The organism is Flavobacterium sp. GL_143 (assembly GCF_057834355.1).
On sequence record NZ_CM174401.1, the window covers coordinates 5,137,683 to 5,153,943 of the forward strand.

The window sequence follows — 16,261 nt, forward strand, 5'->3', positions numbered from 1 at the left end:
TTACCCTTTATTTTTTATTATTTCGAAGATATCGTTTAATGTATTTGAAGATTTAATATCATCTCCAGTTAATTTTACTGAATATTCTTCATCCGCCATAGCAATTAATGATAAGGCTGTTAATGAATCCCATTCCTCTAAATCTCTAAAAACAGTTTCTTGTTTTATTAATGTTGCATCCGTATCATCTAAAATATCTGCAAAATTTTGCAAAAAAGTGTTGATTTCCATATTATTCTTAATTTTATTTTGGGTTTATTATGTATCTAAATTCTGTAATAAGTTTATAAAAAATATTCTTGTTGTACAGGAAAAAACTACTCTTAAAATATTGTTCTTCAAACAAGTCTGACATTAAGAATATTTCTTCTTCTTTTATAATATTGACTTATACTAATAAATTAGGTTTCTTTTCCTATTTTTACCCCGCAAATATAACAATAGTTTACCCTTAACGGTTAATTAAACTCACTAAATCCATAATTAAAATGATTCCTGTAACCAAAACTTTTTTACCTCCACAAGAAGAATACAATTCTTATGTAAAACGTGCGTGGGATAAAGCTTGGCTCACAAACCGTGGTGAACTGACATTAGAATTAGAACAAAAACTTAAAGATTATCTTAGTGTTTCTAACCTAACAATTACTAATAACGGTACAATCCCGATACAAATTGCATTAAAATTATTTGGCAAAGGAGGCGAAATAATAACAACTCCTTTTTCATATGTTGCCACTTCGGCTGCAATTGTGTGGGAAAATTGCAAACCTTTTTTTGTAGACATTCATCCTGAATATCTAACTATAGATGAAACCAAAATCGAAGCTGCAATAACTCCAAGAACTACGGCAATATTAGCCACTCATGTTTTCGGAAATCCATGTCACGTAACTGCTATAGAATCTATTGCAAAAAAACATAACCTCAAGGTTATTTATGATGCTGCACATTGTTTTGGCGTTAAATACAACAATCAATCTCTTTTTAATTTTGGAGATGTAAGCACTTGTAGTTTTCATGCAACAAAATTATTTCACACAGGAGAAGGTGGAGCAATGTTCTGTAATGACAAAGAAATACATCATCAATTATTTTACAGTCATAATTTTGGCCACAATGGACCTCTTGCTTTTCATGGCCTTGGAATTAATGCTAAAATTTCTGAATTACAATCGGCTATGGGATTAGCGATTTTCCCATATATGGAACACATTATTGCCGAAAGAAAAAAAGTAACTGATTTTTACAATGAAAATCTAAATTTCAGCAACTTAAAAAGCATAAAAATTAGAGAAAACACAGAATGGAACCATAGTTATTATCCTTTACTTTTTGATTCTGAAACAACATTATTGAGAGTTCAGGAAGAATTACAAAAAGAAAATATAATTCCAAGACGTTATTTTTACCCATCGCTAAACACCATTGATTACACAAAAGGCGATGCAATGCCAATATCTGAATCTATTGCATCAAGAATAGTTTGTTTACCACTTTACGTAGGACTTACTCCTGAAGATTTAGAAAAAATTGTTCAAATTATAAACAAAGAAGTATCATAGTATCAGTTATACGCTGCTATCATGAAAATTTATCTCTCATTTAATATCCAAACTTTATGAGTCAAGACATAAACACCGAAATTCTCAACGCATACGAAGTCATTAAAAATGGCGGAATTATACTTTACCCAACCGATACTGTTTGGGGAATTGGTTGTGATGCAACAAATCCTGAAGCTGTTGCCAAAATATACAAACTGAAACAAAGAGCCGAAACTCAAAGCATGATTTGCCTAATGAATGGCGAAAAAATGATGTATAATGTATTTAAAGATATTCCTGAAGTAGCTTGGCAAATTATGGATTTGTCTGAAAAACCAACAACGATTATCTTAGACAAACCCCGAAATGTAGCTCCAAATATTATTGCTCCAGATAATTCTTTGGGAATTAGAATAGTAAAAGAGCCTTTTTGTTTTAAGCTTTTAGAGCGAATGAAAAAGCCTCTAGTATCAACTTCGGCTAATATTTCTGGACAACCTACACCAATAGCTTTCAAAGACATTAATCCTGAAATCATTAAGGGAGTTGATTATGTAGTAAACCTATATCACGATAAAGTAGCAGGAAAACCATCTACAATTATAAAACTTACAAGTGATTCTCAAGTAAAAGTAATCCGTAAGTAATTTAGAACTAATTGATAATTAACAATTGTTAATTATCAATTAGTTTCAAACTTTCTATTAACCAATCGATATCTTCCTTGGTATTATAATGACTTAAAGAAATTCGCAAATTCGGAAGTTTTAAATCAGCTTCCGAAAGCATTTCTTTTAAAACATGGGATGGTCTAATACTCCCCGATTGGCAAGCACTTCCTCTAGAAACTGCAATTCCTTTCATATCTAGATTAAACAACAACATCGATGTTTTGTCTACCGAAAAAGGCAATATTACATTCAGGATTGTATAGAAATCATCTTTTGTTCCGTTAATTCTAAAACCTGGTAATTCTTTCTCTAATTGAGTAATTAAATAGGTTTTTAATCCTAAAATATATTCTTTTTCATTATCTAAGTTTTCATAAGAAAGTGTCAAAGCTTTAGCCATACCTGCAATCTGATGTACAGCCTCTGTCCCTGCTCGCAAGCCTTTTTCTTGCTCTCCTCCAAAAAGTAATGGTTGTAATCCCGAATTTTTTCGAACAAAAGCAAAACCAATTCCTTTTGGCCCATGAAATTTATGAGCGCTTGCAACAATAAAATCTAGCAAATTGCTTTGTAAATCAATTTTTGCCTTACCTACAGATTGCACCGTATCCGAATGAAATAGCACATCATATTGCTTACATATAACACTTACTCTTTCTAAGTCTAAAACAGTCCCAGTTTCGTTATTAACGTGCATTAAACTCACCAATGTTTTTTTCTCAGCTGAAAGTAAATTTGACAAATGAGTTAAATCTATAGAACCATCAGAATTAATATTTACATAATCAACCTGAATATTATATTCTGATTCTAATACCAAAACAGTATGCAAAACGGCATGATGCTCGATTTTGGTAGTAATAATACGTTCAACTTTTAGATCCTTTACAGCCGAACGAAGTATCCAATTATTAGCTTCGGTACCACCAGAGGTAAAAATAATCTCTTGTGCCGAACAATTAAATTGTTTAGCTATACTTTTTCTTGAAAGTTCTAAAATTGTCTTAGCATTACGTCCAGAACTGTGTGGCGATGATGCATTTCCATAATCTTCTGTCATTACTTTTGTCATTTCCTGAATGACTTCTGGACGTATGGCAGTTGTAGAGGCGTTATCGAGGTATACTTTTTTCATTGGGGCAAAGTTATGAAATATCAATTGTCTATTCTTAAATATCAATTATCATTTTTTTCACTATTTTTGACCCAAATAAAAACATAATGAAAAAAATTGCAAGCATACTATTATTTGCCTTTCTATTAAACGGTTGTGACGATGGAGATTTATCGGTTGATCTCATTAATTTTGAAGATACTAAAACATTAAATTGTCCTACTGATGATACAGTTCTAAGCTCTCTACTTTTTAAACTAAAAGAGAAGGAATCATTATTACTCTACGTACCTAAAACCATTTTTGGAGGAGAGCCAAATATAGTACCAAAATTTTACGACATCAACCTTACCGATCATCGTGTTATTTATCGCGCCTATAATGGTAAAATTGAGGAAAATAATATTTGCGCTGTTATCCCGCCCGCAACTCCTAATGTAATTGAAGAATGGATAGCAACTTCAGGGTTAATTAGAGTTCTCACATCTCCTATTATTGTAACCAATGAAACCAATAATAGTACTCGTATAACAGGATACAACTATAACATCGTTTTTAATAATATTACATTTGATAAACCTAGTGGGCCTCAAACTTATCAAACATTTTCATTCGGAGATTATAATACGACCGTTACACCTGCTACTTTAGCACAACCTTTTCTTGCGTCAAACGCAGGACAATGCACTGAGTTAAAACAAGTATACAATTATAATGCTGGATCTAGTGAATCAATTACTATCGATAATATTGACCCTAGTTTAATAGTAAACGAAGTTACTCCTCCTGATGCTCCTAGAACTGGATTAATCAATGACACAACAAACAAAGTAATATATCGTACTTATAAAGGAGGTGTTTTAACAAAAGATTATTTCTGTAAAGCCATCCCTCCAACTACTCCTTCAGTAACTCAAATTTGGGCAGGTATAAATGGTATTGCTGAACAAAGTGGTATTATAGAAGTTAAGACTACAGGTATAGGAAGCACAGGTTTTTTACATACAATAACACTTAAAAAAGTTTCTTTACAGAAAGGAACTAATGTGTTCAAACTAGGTGATGCTTTTGTCTTAGGCGAAATAACAACCAGTAAATAAAACAAAAAAACAACATTCAAAAAATCCCTTTTTCGAATGTTACTACCCATACTTAGAAAAAATAATTCTTACAAAAACGTCTGTTTTTAAATTGAGTTTCAAATTGAAATTCTCTTTAAAAACAGACGTTTTTTTTATGCTTAATACTAATTTATTTTATGCCTTAAAATATACTTTATTTAGCATTTTGCAAAAAATAAACTTCAGTTGCTCCTAAGCCATATTTTTGATAATTGGCGTCCTGAAAATTGATTCCGTCATAACGTCCTAACAAAAAATCAAGTTCGGCTTTTAAAATCCCTTCGCCAACACCATGAATAAAAACAATTTTAGGAATACGATTTCTAATTGCAAACTCAATGTGTCGTTTTGCCGTTTCTGTCTGCAAAGTCAAAATATCATAGTTAGACATTCCGCGTTTATTTGGCACTAATTTTTCGATATGCAAATCAAATTCAGGGGCAGGAATTTCGCGTTTATCCTTGCGTTCTTTCACAAAACTCCTTGCTTTTGGCTCTTCTTTTTCTTTTGAAACCTCACTTATATCAATTCTTTTAATAGAATTCATTAAGTTACTGGAATCATGAATCTTAATTAACTCGTTGACAAAAAATGTCATCATAAATCCATCCTCAGTTTCTATCGTTACCTCGTTATTTTTAGTCGATAACACTACTCCATTTATAGCCTCGTCCAGAACCGAAACCTTATCTCCTTTATTCAACATCTTCCTCTTCTTTATCTTGATTTTTACTTGGCGTTTTTGCACTTAACTGCATCATCCCTATCATAAAAATTACAATCGCAATAATTGTAATATAAATATTTTTATCCGCAGATGACTGTTCATATAATGCAATCAAAATTGCAATTATCATTATTGGGATTCTTAGTTTTTTCATTTTAATACGTTATCAGATTCCAAAAGTAATCAACTTTAAAATACGATCTAATTATTCTTGAAACGCATTCGAATATTTTTTGTAAAATTGTAAAAACCAAATCTCTTGAATCTAGAAAAATATATGCTGCCATGCTTAAGCAAAACACTCTTTGGAATAGAGTGTTTAGGATGTGGTTTCCAGCGCGCTTTATTCCTACTTTTTAAAGGTGATTTTAAAGCAACTTTTGAGATGTATCCAGCGCTTTATACAAGCCTATTATTCTTGGTGATTATTGCTTTATATTTTTTTGATAAAAGTCGAAATTACAAAAAACCTCTTTGGATTTTTGGCATCACAAATAGCGTGATAATGATATTAGGTTATGCGTACAAGCACTATTATTAATTCTTCACAAATCAGAATAATTATTTTTTTATCTGATTCAAAATATCATTAATCATTTCAATTTGCACTTTCTGAATTTCGATTAATTCTTGTTGTTGATGCAAAATTAAATGGTCTAATTTTTCATGCATCATTCTTATTTCTAATTCTGATTTTAGGTTAATCATATAATCCTTTTTAGCTCTGTCACGATCTTTTTCCTCCTGACGATTTTGGCTCATCATAATTACTGGAGCTTGCAAAGCAGCAACACATGACAAAATCAAATTAAGTAAAATAAACGGATAGGGATCAAAACCTTTATTTGTCAAAATATAAATATTAATGGAAATCCATAACATTATAAAAACTACAAACAGAATAATGAAAGTCCAGCTTCCTCCAAAATCAGCAACTTTATCTGCTATTTTTTGACCAAAACTTCTTGGCCCCATATCATCTTCAACAGCACTTACTAAAAGTTTTTCATCCGTTAAAGATCCAATTACATTCTTTTCAAGATTAGAAAGTACTCCAATCTCTTCAGATAAATAATTCGAAATATATTTTTCTCGAAATACATTTAATTCATGTATCGAAATATATCCTTCTCGGGTAAATAACGGATAAGCAGCAACAATTAATGCGAAAATTGGGCTCTGAATGGATTTTCCTGATACTTTTTCACTCTCAGGATAAGAAATATGTGAAAGTGTACTTTTAAACATTCCGTTTGTTTTCATTTTAATAATTTTATAAGCTAATTTACTCTTTTAATTCGCTTTATACTAACAACTTTAGCGCTGCTTAATTTTTTTTAATTATTGCAAACAGAATGTTAATGACTAAATTTCTTTAACCAATTACTACCTCTATTTACAAAAAACACATTACTTTTAACATTTCAAACTAACAATTCAATTTTATAATTGTGACAAAAAATATGATTATCCAAAATATAAATGCTTTAAAGAGCCACACTACTATAAACTACGGAATCAAAACTAAGACGGAAGATTTTACAGAGAAGCTATTTTATACTTTATTCGACTCTAATGCTCCTTTAGACAAAAGCATCAATGAACTTGAAAAATGCTTTAAAGAAATTGCGATAATAGCTTGCAAAAAATCAGAAAATTCCTGTGAATCGATTTGGGAACAGTTTCTGGAAAAACTACCTACTGTTTTGGAAAAATTAATTCAAGACGCAACATATATTTTAGAGAATGATCCTGCATCAAATAGCATCGAAGAAGTATACTTGGCTTATCCCGGTTTTTACGCTATTGCCATATATAGACTAAGTCACGAATTATATAAACTAGACTTATTGCTGTTTTCAAGATTAATGAGTGAATATGCGCATCGAATTACGGGAACTGATATTCATGCGGGAGCAACGATTGCTTCTCCGTTTTTTATCGATCACGCAACAGGAATTGTAATTGGCGAAACAACAGTTATAAAAAAACACGTAAAAATATACCAAGGTGTAACTTTAGGTGCATTAAGCATAGCCAAGGAAATGAAAAATGCAAAAAGACATCCTACTGTTGAAGAAAATGTTTGCATTTATGCCAACGCTACAATATTAGGAGGCGAAACCACTATTGGCAAAGACAGTATTATTGGCGGAAATGCGTGGATTACTAAATCTATCCCAGAAAAATCTATTGTAACCAATACCACCACAACCGAAGTAAAAGTAAAAGAAAAAAGATAATTATGAACACTCATACATTAGTAAACCTGATAGGAAATACTCCCTTGATGGAAACAGTGAATTTAGTCAAAAATAAAAACGTCAAACTTTTATTAAAGCTTGAAGGAAATAACCCTGGCGGCAGTGTAAAAGATAGAGCAGCATATAATATGATCTTTTCAGCTATGGAGAGAGGCGATATTAAAAAAGGTGATAAACTTATCGAACCTACAAGTGGTAATACCGGAATTGCACTTGCAATGATCGCACAATTAATGGGTATTGATATCGAATTAATCCTTCCTGAGGATTCTACCAAAGAACGTGTACAAACTATGCGGGCTTATGGCGCTACAGTTATTTTAACGCCTGCTAGCGAAGGAATAATCGGCTCAAGAGATTATGCCGAAAGAAAAGTTGCCGAAGGTGGTTACATTATGCTAAATCAGTTTGCAAACGATGATAACTGGAAAGCACATTACAAAACCACTGGTCCAGAAATCTGGAATGATACCGATGGAAAAGTAACTCATTTTGTTTCGGCAATGGGAACCACTGGAACTATTATTGGCACATCAACTTATCTTAAAGAGAAAAACACCAATATTCAAATTATTGGAGCACAACCAAGCGATGGTTCTCAAATTCCAGGAATAAGAAAATGGCCAATAGAATATTTACCAAAAATATTTGATGCTAAAAAAGTAGATACTATTGTAGATGTAAGCGAACAAGAAGCACGCGATATGACAAAAAGATTAGCGCTAGAAGAAGGTGTCTTTGCAGGAATGAGTAGCGGAGGCTCTGTAGCTGTAGCTCTAAAAATTGCTAACCAACTAGAGTCTGGGGTAATTGTTGCTGTAATCTGTGATCGTGGTGATCGTTATCTATCTTCAGATTTATTTGATTGATAGAAAAAAGGTTCAAAGTTGCAATCCCGAAGCTTCGGGACTGAGGTACTAAGGTTTTAAAAGCTTGCTACAAAAAAATCTTTGCAATTTTGTTTTCTTAGAACCTTAAAAAAAGATACAAAATTGCAAAGACTCTGAACTTGACACAAAAAAACTTTGAACCTTTGTTACTCAGAACCTTTGAACCTTAAAAACTAAGTTTCTCAGAATTGTTATAAGAAAAGACAATTGTAAAAGTCGCTCCTTTATTTCTCCCAAGGCTCATTGCACTTAGTTTACCTCCATTCTTATCGATTATCTTTTTACATAAATACAATCCAATTCCTGTAGAAGTTTCATTGGCAGTTCCTAATTTACTCATTTTCGTGAATTTTTTAAACAACTCTTCGATTTGACTCTGGTCAAAACCAGTCCCATTATCCGAAACAGTAAAAACCAACTCCTCATTATCCTCAAAAATACGCAATAAGATTTCGCTTCCAGAATAAGAAAACTTTATGGCATTACTAATCAAGTTCACAAGAACCTGAATTAGCAACCCTTCATCTATTTTAAGTACAGCTTCGTCAACTGTAATATCCGAAACCAACTTAATATTTTTTTGTGCCAAAAGCTGTGATACTTGTTCTCTTACAGCTGGAAGAATTGGCGCTATTTGAATTGTTTTGATTACCGAACTCGATTTAGCAATTTCATCTTGTTGTTTTAATAATTTAATAAAATTTTCGATATATCGAAACTGTAAATCTGTCGATTCACAAATTAATTCGGCCATATTTTTAACCGATTCTGACGGATTCTCTTCTATAATAAGCTTTGCTAATCCCTGAGGGTTTCCTGCAAAATTTCTTAAATCATGAGAAATCATATATATCAAATCTTGCTTTTCATTTATAAAACTCTCCGCTTCATCAATAGATTCCTGAATATTACGCATTAGTAATCCAGCTTCATCCTCGTATAGAGATGGCAAAACAGATAACTTTCGGGCTGTTCTATAATTATCCAATGCTTTAGATGCAACAACAATTGGTTTTATTAATTGAGTTATTACCACCAATGTAACCAAAGTAGCAAATAAGGTCATGATTAAAGAAAAAATCAAAATAGAATTGGCCGAAATTGTATTGTTACCATAAAGGACAAAAAACAAAATTCCGATTAACGGAATATGAATGCCTATAAAAGCAACAAAAAGAAATTTAAACGCATAGCTTTTCTTCAAAAAACTAATCTTCGACAAGATGTGATACAACTTCATAAAAATAGTGTAAGTTCCTGATAAGCCATAGAATTTGGGGTTCTAGATTAAAACAAAGTTAACTTTTAAACACAAAATAAATGTTAAATAAAAGAAATTGATAAAATTTTTCCGAAATTAAATTTATAAAAGTTTACAAACCCTTATTTTTGCGCTATGGGAAGAAAAAATACAGACAAAGTTGTCTTTCATCAAATACAAGTCCTTGATGCTGGAGCAAAAGGCGTATCGGTAGCAAAAGCTCCCGACGGAAAAGTAATATTTATCCCGAACGTAGTTCCGGGAGATGTGGTAGATGTACAAACCTTTAAGAAACGCAAAGCGTATTATGAAGGAAAAGCAGTTCGTTTTCACGAATATTCAGAACATCGCATAGAACCAATTTGTGAGCATTTTGGTGTTTGTGGAGGATGTAAATGGCAAAACATGAAGTACAGCCAACAGTTGTACTACAAGCAAAATGAGGTTAAAAATCACTTACAACGTATAGGAAAAATTGAACTTCCAGAATTTGAAAATATTTTAGGTTCAGAAAAACAGTTTTTTTACAGAAACAAAATGGAATTTTCATTTTCGAATAGCCGTTGGTTAACCGAAAAAGAAATTGATAGTACCGAAGATTTAGGGAATCGTAATGCATTAGGTTTTCATATTCCTAAAATGTGGGATAAAATTCTAGACATTAATAAATGTCATCTGCAAGAAGATCCATCAAATGCAATTAGAAACGAAATCAGAGCTTTTGCTAATGAACATAACTTAGCTTTTTTTAATCCAAGAGAACATTCTGGTTTATTAAGAACATTTATGATTCGTACTGCTTCAACTGGAGAGATCATGGTATTGATTCAGTTTTTTGAAGAAGATAAGGCTAACCGAGAATTACTTTTAGATCATCTTTATGATAAATTTCCAGAAATAACATCGCTACAATATGTTGTAAACGGAAAAGCTAATGATACAATTTATGATCAGGATGTAAAACTATATAAAGGTAGAAATTACATTCTGGAAGAAATGGAAGGTTTAAAATTTAGCATCAATGCAAAATCTTTTTACCAAACCAATTCTGATCAAGCATATGAGTTATACAAAATCACTCGTGATTTTGCAGGTCTTTCTGGTCACGAAACAGTATATGACCTTTACACAGGGACTGGAACAATAGCACAGTTCGTATCTAAAAAAGCTAAAAAAGTAATTGGTGTAGAAAGTGTTCCAGAAGCAATTCTAGATGCTAAAGCAAATGCAGAACGCAATAATATTACCAATTGTGAGTTTTTTGTTGGAGACATGAAAGTTGTATTTAACGAAAGTTTTATCGCTACACATGGTAAACCAGATGTTATTATTACTGATCCACCTCGTGACGGAATGCATAAAGATGTAATTGAACAAATTATGAAAATTGCTCCAGAAAAGGTAGTTTATGTAAGCTGTAACTCGGCTACACAAGCACGTGATTTGGCATTAATGGATGAAAAATACAAAGTAACTCGCGTAAGACCAGTAGATATGTTCCCGCAGACACATCACGTAGAAAATGTTGTACTTTTGGAACTTCGCTAAGTTCTAGTAAACAAAAACGTGTGAAGCATAAATCACAAACAATAAATGAAAAAAATACTTTTTATAATAATCATAATTGCCTTCACTTTTTCAGGATGTGAAAAAGATGATATTTGTGATGCTAATACACCTACGACACCTCGATTGGTAATTTCTTTTTTTGACCGCGGTAACACTTCTGTTCCTAAAAATGTAAGAAACCTAAAAGTGATTGGCGAAGGGATGACTGAAGGTATTGTCTTTAATGAAAATGCTCTTCTCGAGGCAGACAAATACATCGCTAATGGAAATACTATTTCTATACCGCTTAAAACAAATGCCGAAAGCACAACGTATCGTTTTATTTTAAATTACAATGATCCAAATACGGCTTTGATAAACGAAGATAGATTGAAATTTAATTATACCCATCAAAATATTTTTGTTTCAAGAGCATGTGGCTATAAAACCACTTTTGAATTAGATCGGAATATACCATTTATACACACCGATTCTGATCTTGCAGAAGGATTTTGGATGCAGGTTGTTAATGTAGAAAAGTTTAATATTGAATTAGAAAATGAGACACACATCAAAGTATATTTTTAGTTTTTGCCTTATGTTGTCTTTGTTTTTGGTTCAAGCCCAAGAAACACCTACAACCAAAACTACGCTAACAAACAAAACTGAAACAAAACCTGTAAAGACTACTCCCAAAAAAGCAGCTACACAAGAAGCTAAAAAAGATAGCATTCCTGCAAAAACTGATCGTTATGGAGTACGTTTTGGTGTCGATTTGTATAAATTGACTCGCAGCTTATATGATTCAGACTATAAAGGTGTAGAATTCGTAGGAGATTATCGATTATCCAAAAAATATTATCTGGCTGCCGAAATAGGTATAGAAGATAAAACTACCGATGATGACAGGCTTAATTCAACAACAAATGGCACCTACATAAAAGCAGGATTTGATTACAATTTGTATGAAAACTGGCTTGATATGGAAAACATAATATCAGTCGGTTTGCGTTATGGTTTCAGCACATTTAGCCAAGAATTAAATACATATAAAATATACAATTCAGATAGATATTGGGGAGAACTTCCTCCTGAGGTTTCAGGCACAAAGTATAGTGGTTTATCTGCTAGTTGGCTAGAAGTAAATGCAGGAGTAAAAGTAAAAGTAATCAATAATATATTTGTAGGCTTCAGCGTGCAATTAAAAACATTGGTTACAAACAAAAAACCAGACAACTTCGATAATCTTTATATTCCTGGATTCAACCGAACATATAACGGTAATTTCGGAATTGGTTTCAACTATACAGTTTCTTACTTTATTCCTATTTATAAGAAAAAGGTAGTAATCCCAGAAATAGAAACCAAAAAATAATATAATCTTACAATTTGGTTATTCATATAACAATAACCAAATTGTAAAATATAAATAGGCACTACCCTATTTCTTTAATTCCTTTCATGAAAATCCATTTCATAAAAAGTTTCTCACCATCTTTAGTTTTAGCGGCTTGAAATTTTGGAGACAAAAGAGTTCCAATAACAAATGCTGTCATAGGAACCCAAAATCCTGTTAATCCTGAGTATTCAGCTACCAAAAATCGAGCTAATATAAATAATATAGCAAAACAGCCCAACTGATATAAAAAAGCTCTTACTTGTAATTTTGTCATTTTTTTTTAAAGTTACTGAGGTTCTGAGGCTCTAAGATCCTGAGCTTAAAAACTCAGCAATTTAGTATCTTAGCCACTTACAACCTTAAATTATTATTTTCTTTTAAGCTTACTAAGGCTCTAAGATCCTGAGCTTAAAAAAACTCAGCAACTTAGTATCTTAGTTACTTAGAACCTTAAATTATTCAGTTACCTGAAACTTAGTTCTCTTACTTCCTTCGTACATTTCGTATTTTACTAATCTGGCTTCTAAACTTGCGTTAAAAAGTTTGATTTTACGAGATGGTTTAAGCCCAACGTATTTCAAGGCTTCAAGATTGGCAGTAATAAACCAAGCATTAGTTGCTGGGTAATTTTTCTTTAATGTATCGCCAATGTTTTTATAGAATTCTTCCATATGAATATCCAAACGCTCATCATAAGGCGGATTAAATACCATGTGTAAAGTTCCTTGAGTTGTTTTTTCAGTATCAAAAAAGTTATTCTCTTCAATAGTGACATAATCCTCCAAGTTAGCATTCTTAATATTGTCTTTAGCTTTGCTAACAGCACTTGGTGCTTTATCAAAACCTTTTATAGTATAATGAAACTCTTTAGTTTTTTTCATCAAACTGCTTACAATCTGATCAAATAAATCATTATCCCAATCGTTCCATTTTTCAAAAGCAAACTCTTTTCTGTTAATATTCGCTGGAATATTACATGCAATCATAGCCGCTTCAGCAAGAAAAGTTCCCGAACCACACATCGGGTCTAGAAAATGACCTTGACCTTCCCAACCAGACAGCAATAAAATTCCTGCTGCCAATACTTCATTTATAGGAGCAATATTTGTAGCCGTTCTATACCCACGTTGGTGTAATGAATTACCAGAAGTATCCAAAGCAACCGAAACCTGATCTTTATCGATATGCACATTAATCCTTAAATCCGGATGTGCTTTATCAATACTTGGTCTTTGTCCGGTACGTTCTCTAAATTGATCTACAATAGCATCTTTACACTTTTGAGAAACAAATTCAGAGTGATTAAAATGTTCTGAATGCACAGTTGCATCAATCACAAAAGTCTGATTAGCGTTTATAAGCTTAGACCAGTTTACCCCCGAAATACCTTTATATAAAGCTTGTTCATTATTTGCTCTAAAAAAGTAAATTGGTTTTAGCACCTTCAATGCTGTACGCAACGACAAGTTGGCTTTGTACATAAACCCTTTGTCCCCCTTAAAACTTACCATTCTCACACCTTGTTCAACATCTTGTGCTCCTAGCAATTGTAGTTCTTTTGCTAAAATTTCTTCAAAGCCAAAAAAGGTTTTGGCCACCATTTTAAAATTATCTTCCATTTTTATATTTAAATTAAAACAGATTTATTTAAACTAAAATCAATCTGTAATAAAAAATTTTCGAATTTACACAGCGACATTGTTAGTCTATCACTTGCAAAATAGTTATTTTTCAGCAAAAATACACTAAATTTGCGGGACTTGAATTAATTGAAAAAGAATAAATGTCTGAAGCACATAACCCATCTACCCCAAATACAAACCAACCGTCCGAAAACTGGTTCACTTCTTGGTTCGACACACCCTATTATCATATACTATATAAAGACAGAAATTATAGAGAAGCGCAAATTTTCATGGATAATCTTACACATTATCTTAATCTTCCAGAAAAAGCCAATGTACTTGATTTAGCTTGCGGAAAAGGACGCCATTCTATTTATTTAAATCAACTAGGATTTAATGTTCTAGGAGCCGATTTATCCGAAAACAGTATTGCCGAAGCTAGCAAGAATAGCAATGAAACTTTGCATTTTAAAGTGCACGATATGCGCGAACCATTCGAAGAAAAATTTGATGCTATTTTTAATTTGTTTACCAGTTTTGGTTATTTCGAAAGTGACGACGATAATCTTACCACGCTAAAAGCTATAAAAGCAAGTTTAAGCGAGTATGGTTTTGCCGTAATCGATTTTATGAACGTAACACAAGTAATCGAAACACTAGTTCCCGAAGAAGTAAAAACTGTCGACGATATTGATTTCCATATCAAACGATACGTAGAGGACGGACATATCTTTAAAGAAATAGATTTTGAAGACCAAGGACGTAAATTTCATTTTACCGAAAAAGTAAAAGCCCTAACATTAAAAGATTTCGAAGACTTAATGGAACAAGCAGGTATTTTCCTTTTGGATACATTTGGTGATTATAAACTAAAGAAATTCCATAAAACTGATAGCGAACGATTAATCATGATTTTTAAATAGGTTCAATCGTTTAACTGTTAATTTGTTTAATCGATTAAGCAAAGTAACAAAATCGACAAAACGATTAAACAAAAAACCGATTAAACAAAAAGATGAATTATCTATTACCCCTACTTTCTGTATTACTAGGATATATTGTTGCATTGGTACTTAAACCAAAAGACAAAACCAATCTTAAACTTTTATTGGCTTTTAGCGGATCATTCCTGCTATCACTTACAGTAATGCATCTGTTGCCAGAAGTTTACGAATCCCACAACCACAATATTGGGTTATTTATAATGCTCGGAATTTTATTCCAAATCATACTTGAGTTTTTCTCTAAAGGAGCTGAGCACGGGCATGTACATGGTCATGCCAAAATGCACCAAATTCCGTGGCTGCTCTTTATAAGTTTATGTATTCATGCTTTCCTAGAAGGATTTCCTGTGAGTCACCACCACGATATCGTCATAGGAATTGCCATACATCACTTGCCTATTGCAATTATCTTGACCACTTTTTTCATCAATGCCGAGCTTAACAAAAAAGCCATTTTCGCATTTATGATAACCTTTGCAATCATGACACCTCTAGGAACTATTGCATCGGAATATTTACCATTTTTAAATGATTATTACACCGAAATCACAGCCGTAGTAATCGGGATATTATTCCATATTTCATCAACTATAATCTTTGAAAGTAGCGAAGGACACAAATTTAATATTGCCAAAATTTCGATGATTATATTCGGAATCGCTTTGGCATATTTTATATAGTTTGGGCGTGACCACATTTACAAAAGGCGCTATTTAGCAAACCGCTTATATGCGCCTTCTGTAAATACGGTCGGGCTATCCGCACTACTTCGGTAGTTAGCTCCTATCCCTCACGCAAAAACTAGAACTTATCGTTTTCAAAAAACATCTAACAGTTCCGAAGTCCAATGTTATTAAGTTAAGCTTATTAGAAAGCAACATTAATCTTGTAAAGATGTAAAACGCAAAGCTTAAACACAATCTTGTCATTTCGACGAAGGAGAAATCTTCGTGAGCAACTCTACAAAGCTAGGACTCTCGTTGCGGAGTTTCTTGTGGAGATTTCTCCTTCGTCGAAATGACAAACAGTGTGGATAATTGATGTTTATAAAAAATTCACGCCTTTGCGATAAATTTATTCGATACACTAT

19 protein-coding genes are annotated in these 16,261 nt (G+C 32.4%); 11 read left to right on the forward strand and 8 right to left on the reverse strand.

Features of this window, described 5'->3' with window-relative positions:
• A complete protein-coding gene (locus tag AC3IPI_RS21660; protein ID WP_035621212.1) occupies nucleotides 1–231 on the reverse strand; it encodes a phosphopantetheine-binding protein in 231 nt (76 codons plus the stop codon).
• 257 nt (nucleotides 232–488) lie between these two features.
• Between AC3IPI_RS21660 and AC3IPI_RS21665 the strand changes: the two genes are divergently transcribed.
• Nucleotides 489–1,565 carry a DegT/DnrJ/EryC1/StrS family aminotransferase gene (locus AC3IPI_RS21665; RefSeq protein WP_489155668.1) on the forward strand — a complete coding sequence of 359 codons (1,077 nt, stop codon included), beginning with the start codon at nucleotides 489–491 and terminating at the stop codon, nucleotides 1,563–1,565.
• 56 nt (nucleotides 1,566–1,621) lie between these two features.
• The gene (locus AC3IPI_RS21670) at nucleotides 1,622–2,194 is read left to right on the forward strand and encodes an L-threonylcarbamoyladenylate synthase (RefSeq protein ID WP_039115124.1); all 573 of its coding nucleotides are present in this window, start codon (nucleotides 1,622–1,624) and stop codon (nucleotides 2,192–2,194) included.
• Nucleotides 2,195–2,222: 28 nt separating this feature from the next.
• On the opposite strand, the gene AC3IPI_RS21675 is transcribed toward AC3IPI_RS21670, so the two are convergent.
• Entirely contained in the window at nucleotides 2,223–3,353 is a 1,131-nt protein-coding gene (locus AC3IPI_RS21675) for a cysteine desulfurase family protein (RefSeq protein ID WP_489155670.1), read from the reverse strand.
• An 86-nt stretch (nucleotides 3,354–3,439) separates the two neighbouring features.
• Here AC3IPI_RS21675 and AC3IPI_RS21680 point away from each other — a divergent pair, with 86 nt between their 5' ends.
• Entirely contained in the window at nucleotides 3,440–4,432 is a 993-nt protein-coding gene (locus tag AC3IPI_RS21680; RefSeq protein ID WP_489155672.1) for a hypothetical protein, read from the forward strand.
• Nucleotides 4,433–4,607: 175 nt separating this feature from the next.
• Here the strand turns inward: AC3IPI_RS21680 and AC3IPI_RS21685 are convergent, their stop codons facing one another.
• Together AC3IPI_RS21685 and AC3IPI_RS21690 are read right to left on the reverse strand one after the other, a co-directional pair.
• Nucleotides 4,608–5,159, reverse strand: coding sequence for a DUF8465 domain-containing protein (locus AC3IPI_RS21685; protein WP_489155674.1), 552 nt, complete (start codon nucleotides 5,157–5,159; stop codon nucleotides 4,608–4,610).
• Nucleotides 5,149–5,334 carry a hypothetical protein gene (locus AC3IPI_RS21690; RefSeq protein WP_039115131.1) on the reverse strand — a complete coding sequence of 62 codons (186 nt, stop codon included), beginning with the start codon at nucleotides 5,332–5,334 and terminating at the stop codon, nucleotides 5,149–5,151. Before AC3IPI_RS21690 ends, AC3IPI_RS21685 begins: the two co-directional genes overlap by 11 nt.
• A gap of 123 nt (nucleotides 5,335–5,457) precedes the next feature.
• Here AC3IPI_RS21690 and AC3IPI_RS21695 point away from each other — a divergent pair, with 123 nt between their 5' ends.
• Nucleotides 5,458–5,721 carry a DUF2752 domain-containing protein gene (locus AC3IPI_RS21695; protein ID WP_489159247.1) on the forward strand — a complete coding sequence of 88 codons (264 nt, stop codon included), beginning with the start codon at nucleotides 5,458–5,460 and terminating at the stop codon, nucleotides 5,719–5,721.
• A 20-nt stretch (nucleotides 5,722–5,741) separates the two neighbouring features.
• Here the strand turns inward: AC3IPI_RS21695 and AC3IPI_RS21700 are convergent, their stop codons facing one another.
• The gene (locus tag AC3IPI_RS21700; RefSeq protein ID WP_039115134.1) at nucleotides 5,742–6,443 is read right to left on the reverse strand and encodes a DUF1003 domain-containing protein; all 702 of its coding nucleotides are present in this window, start codon (nucleotides 6,441–6,443) and stop codon (nucleotides 5,742–5,744) included.
• 188 nt (nucleotides 6,444–6,631) lie between these two features.
• On the opposite strand from AC3IPI_RS21700, the gene epsC reads away from it, so the two are divergent.
• Both epsC and cysM read left to right on the forward strand, forming a co-directional pair.
• Nucleotides 6,632–7,423 carry a serine O-acetyltransferase EpsC gene (gene epsC / locus AC3IPI_RS21705; protein ID WP_489155676.1) on the forward strand — a complete coding sequence of 264 codons (792 nt, stop codon included), beginning with the start codon at nucleotides 6,632–6,634 and terminating at the stop codon, nucleotides 7,421–7,423.
• Nucleotides 7,424–7,425: 2 nt separating this feature from the next.
• Nucleotides 7,426–8,313: a cysteine synthase CysM gene (gene cysM / locus AC3IPI_RS21710; RefSeq protein ID WP_039118821.1), complete on the forward strand. Its 888-nt coding sequence runs from the start codon at nucleotides 7,426–7,428 to the stop codon at nucleotides 8,311–8,313.
• A 187-nt stretch (nucleotides 8,314–8,500) separates the two neighbouring features.
• Here the strand turns inward: cysM and AC3IPI_RS21715 are convergent, their stop codons facing one another.
• Nucleotides 8,501–9,538 (reverse strand): sensor histidine kinase, encoded by a 1,038-nt coding sequence (locus tag AC3IPI_RS21715; RefSeq protein WP_489155679.1) that lies wholly within the window; start codon nucleotides 9,536–9,538, stop codon nucleotides 8,501–8,503.
• Between the two features lie 192 nt (nucleotides 9,539–9,730).
• Here AC3IPI_RS21715 and rlmD point away from each other — a divergent pair, with 192 nt between their 5' ends.
• The 3 genes from rlmD to AC3IPI_RS21730 are packed head-to-tail and all read left to right on the forward strand — an operon-like array spanning nucleotide 9,731 to nucleotide 12,518.
• A complete protein-coding gene (gene rlmD, locus AC3IPI_RS21720; RefSeq protein WP_039118823.1) occupies nucleotides 9,731–11,143 on the forward strand; it encodes a 23S rRNA (uracil(1939)-C(5))-methyltransferase RlmD in 1,413 nt (470 codons plus the stop codon).
• 45 nt (nucleotides 11,144–11,188) lie between these two features.
• Nucleotides 11,189–11,731: a DUF6452 family protein gene (locus AC3IPI_RS21725; protein WP_489155681.1), complete on the forward strand. Its 543-nt coding sequence runs from the start codon at nucleotides 11,189–11,191 to the stop codon at nucleotides 11,729–11,731.
• On the forward strand, nucleotides 11,703–12,518 hold the full coding sequence (locus AC3IPI_RS21730; RefSeq protein ID WP_489155683.1) for a DUF6048 family protein: 816 nt from the start codon (nucleotides 11,703–11,705) through the stop codon (nucleotides 12,516–12,518). Before AC3IPI_RS21725 ends, AC3IPI_RS21730 begins: the two co-directional genes overlap by 29 nt.
• A gap of 61 nt (nucleotides 12,519–12,579) precedes the next feature.
• Here AC3IPI_RS21730 and AC3IPI_RS21735 read toward each other — a convergent pair whose 3' ends face one another.
• Nucleotides 12,580–12,816, reverse strand: coding sequence for a hypothetical protein (locus AC3IPI_RS21735; protein ID WP_039115145.1), 237 nt, complete (start codon nucleotides 12,814–12,816; stop codon nucleotides 12,580–12,582).
• Between the two features lie 181 nt (nucleotides 12,817–12,997).
• Nucleotides 12,998–14,161, reverse strand: a complete 1,164-nt coding sequence (locus tag AC3IPI_RS21740; protein ID WP_039118826.1) for a THUMP domain-containing class I SAM-dependent RNA methyltransferase — start codon at nucleotides 14,159–14,161, stop codon at nucleotides 12,998–13,000.
• Between the two features lie 164 nt (nucleotides 14,162–14,325).
• Between AC3IPI_RS21740 and AC3IPI_RS21745 the strand changes: the two genes are divergently transcribed.
• Both AC3IPI_RS21745 and AC3IPI_RS21750 read left to right on the forward strand, forming a co-directional pair.
• Entirely contained in the window at nucleotides 14,326–15,090 is a 765-nt protein-coding gene (locus AC3IPI_RS21745; RefSeq protein ID WP_039115147.1) for a class I SAM-dependent methyltransferase, read from the forward strand.
• A 92-nt stretch (nucleotides 15,091–15,182) separates the two neighbouring features.
• Nucleotides 15,183–15,851, forward strand: a complete 669-nt coding sequence (locus AC3IPI_RS21750) for a ZIP family metal transporter (RefSeq protein ID WP_489155687.1) — start codon at nucleotides 15,183–15,185, stop codon at nucleotides 15,849–15,851.
• Nucleotides 15,852–16,261: the final 410 nt, after the last annotated feature.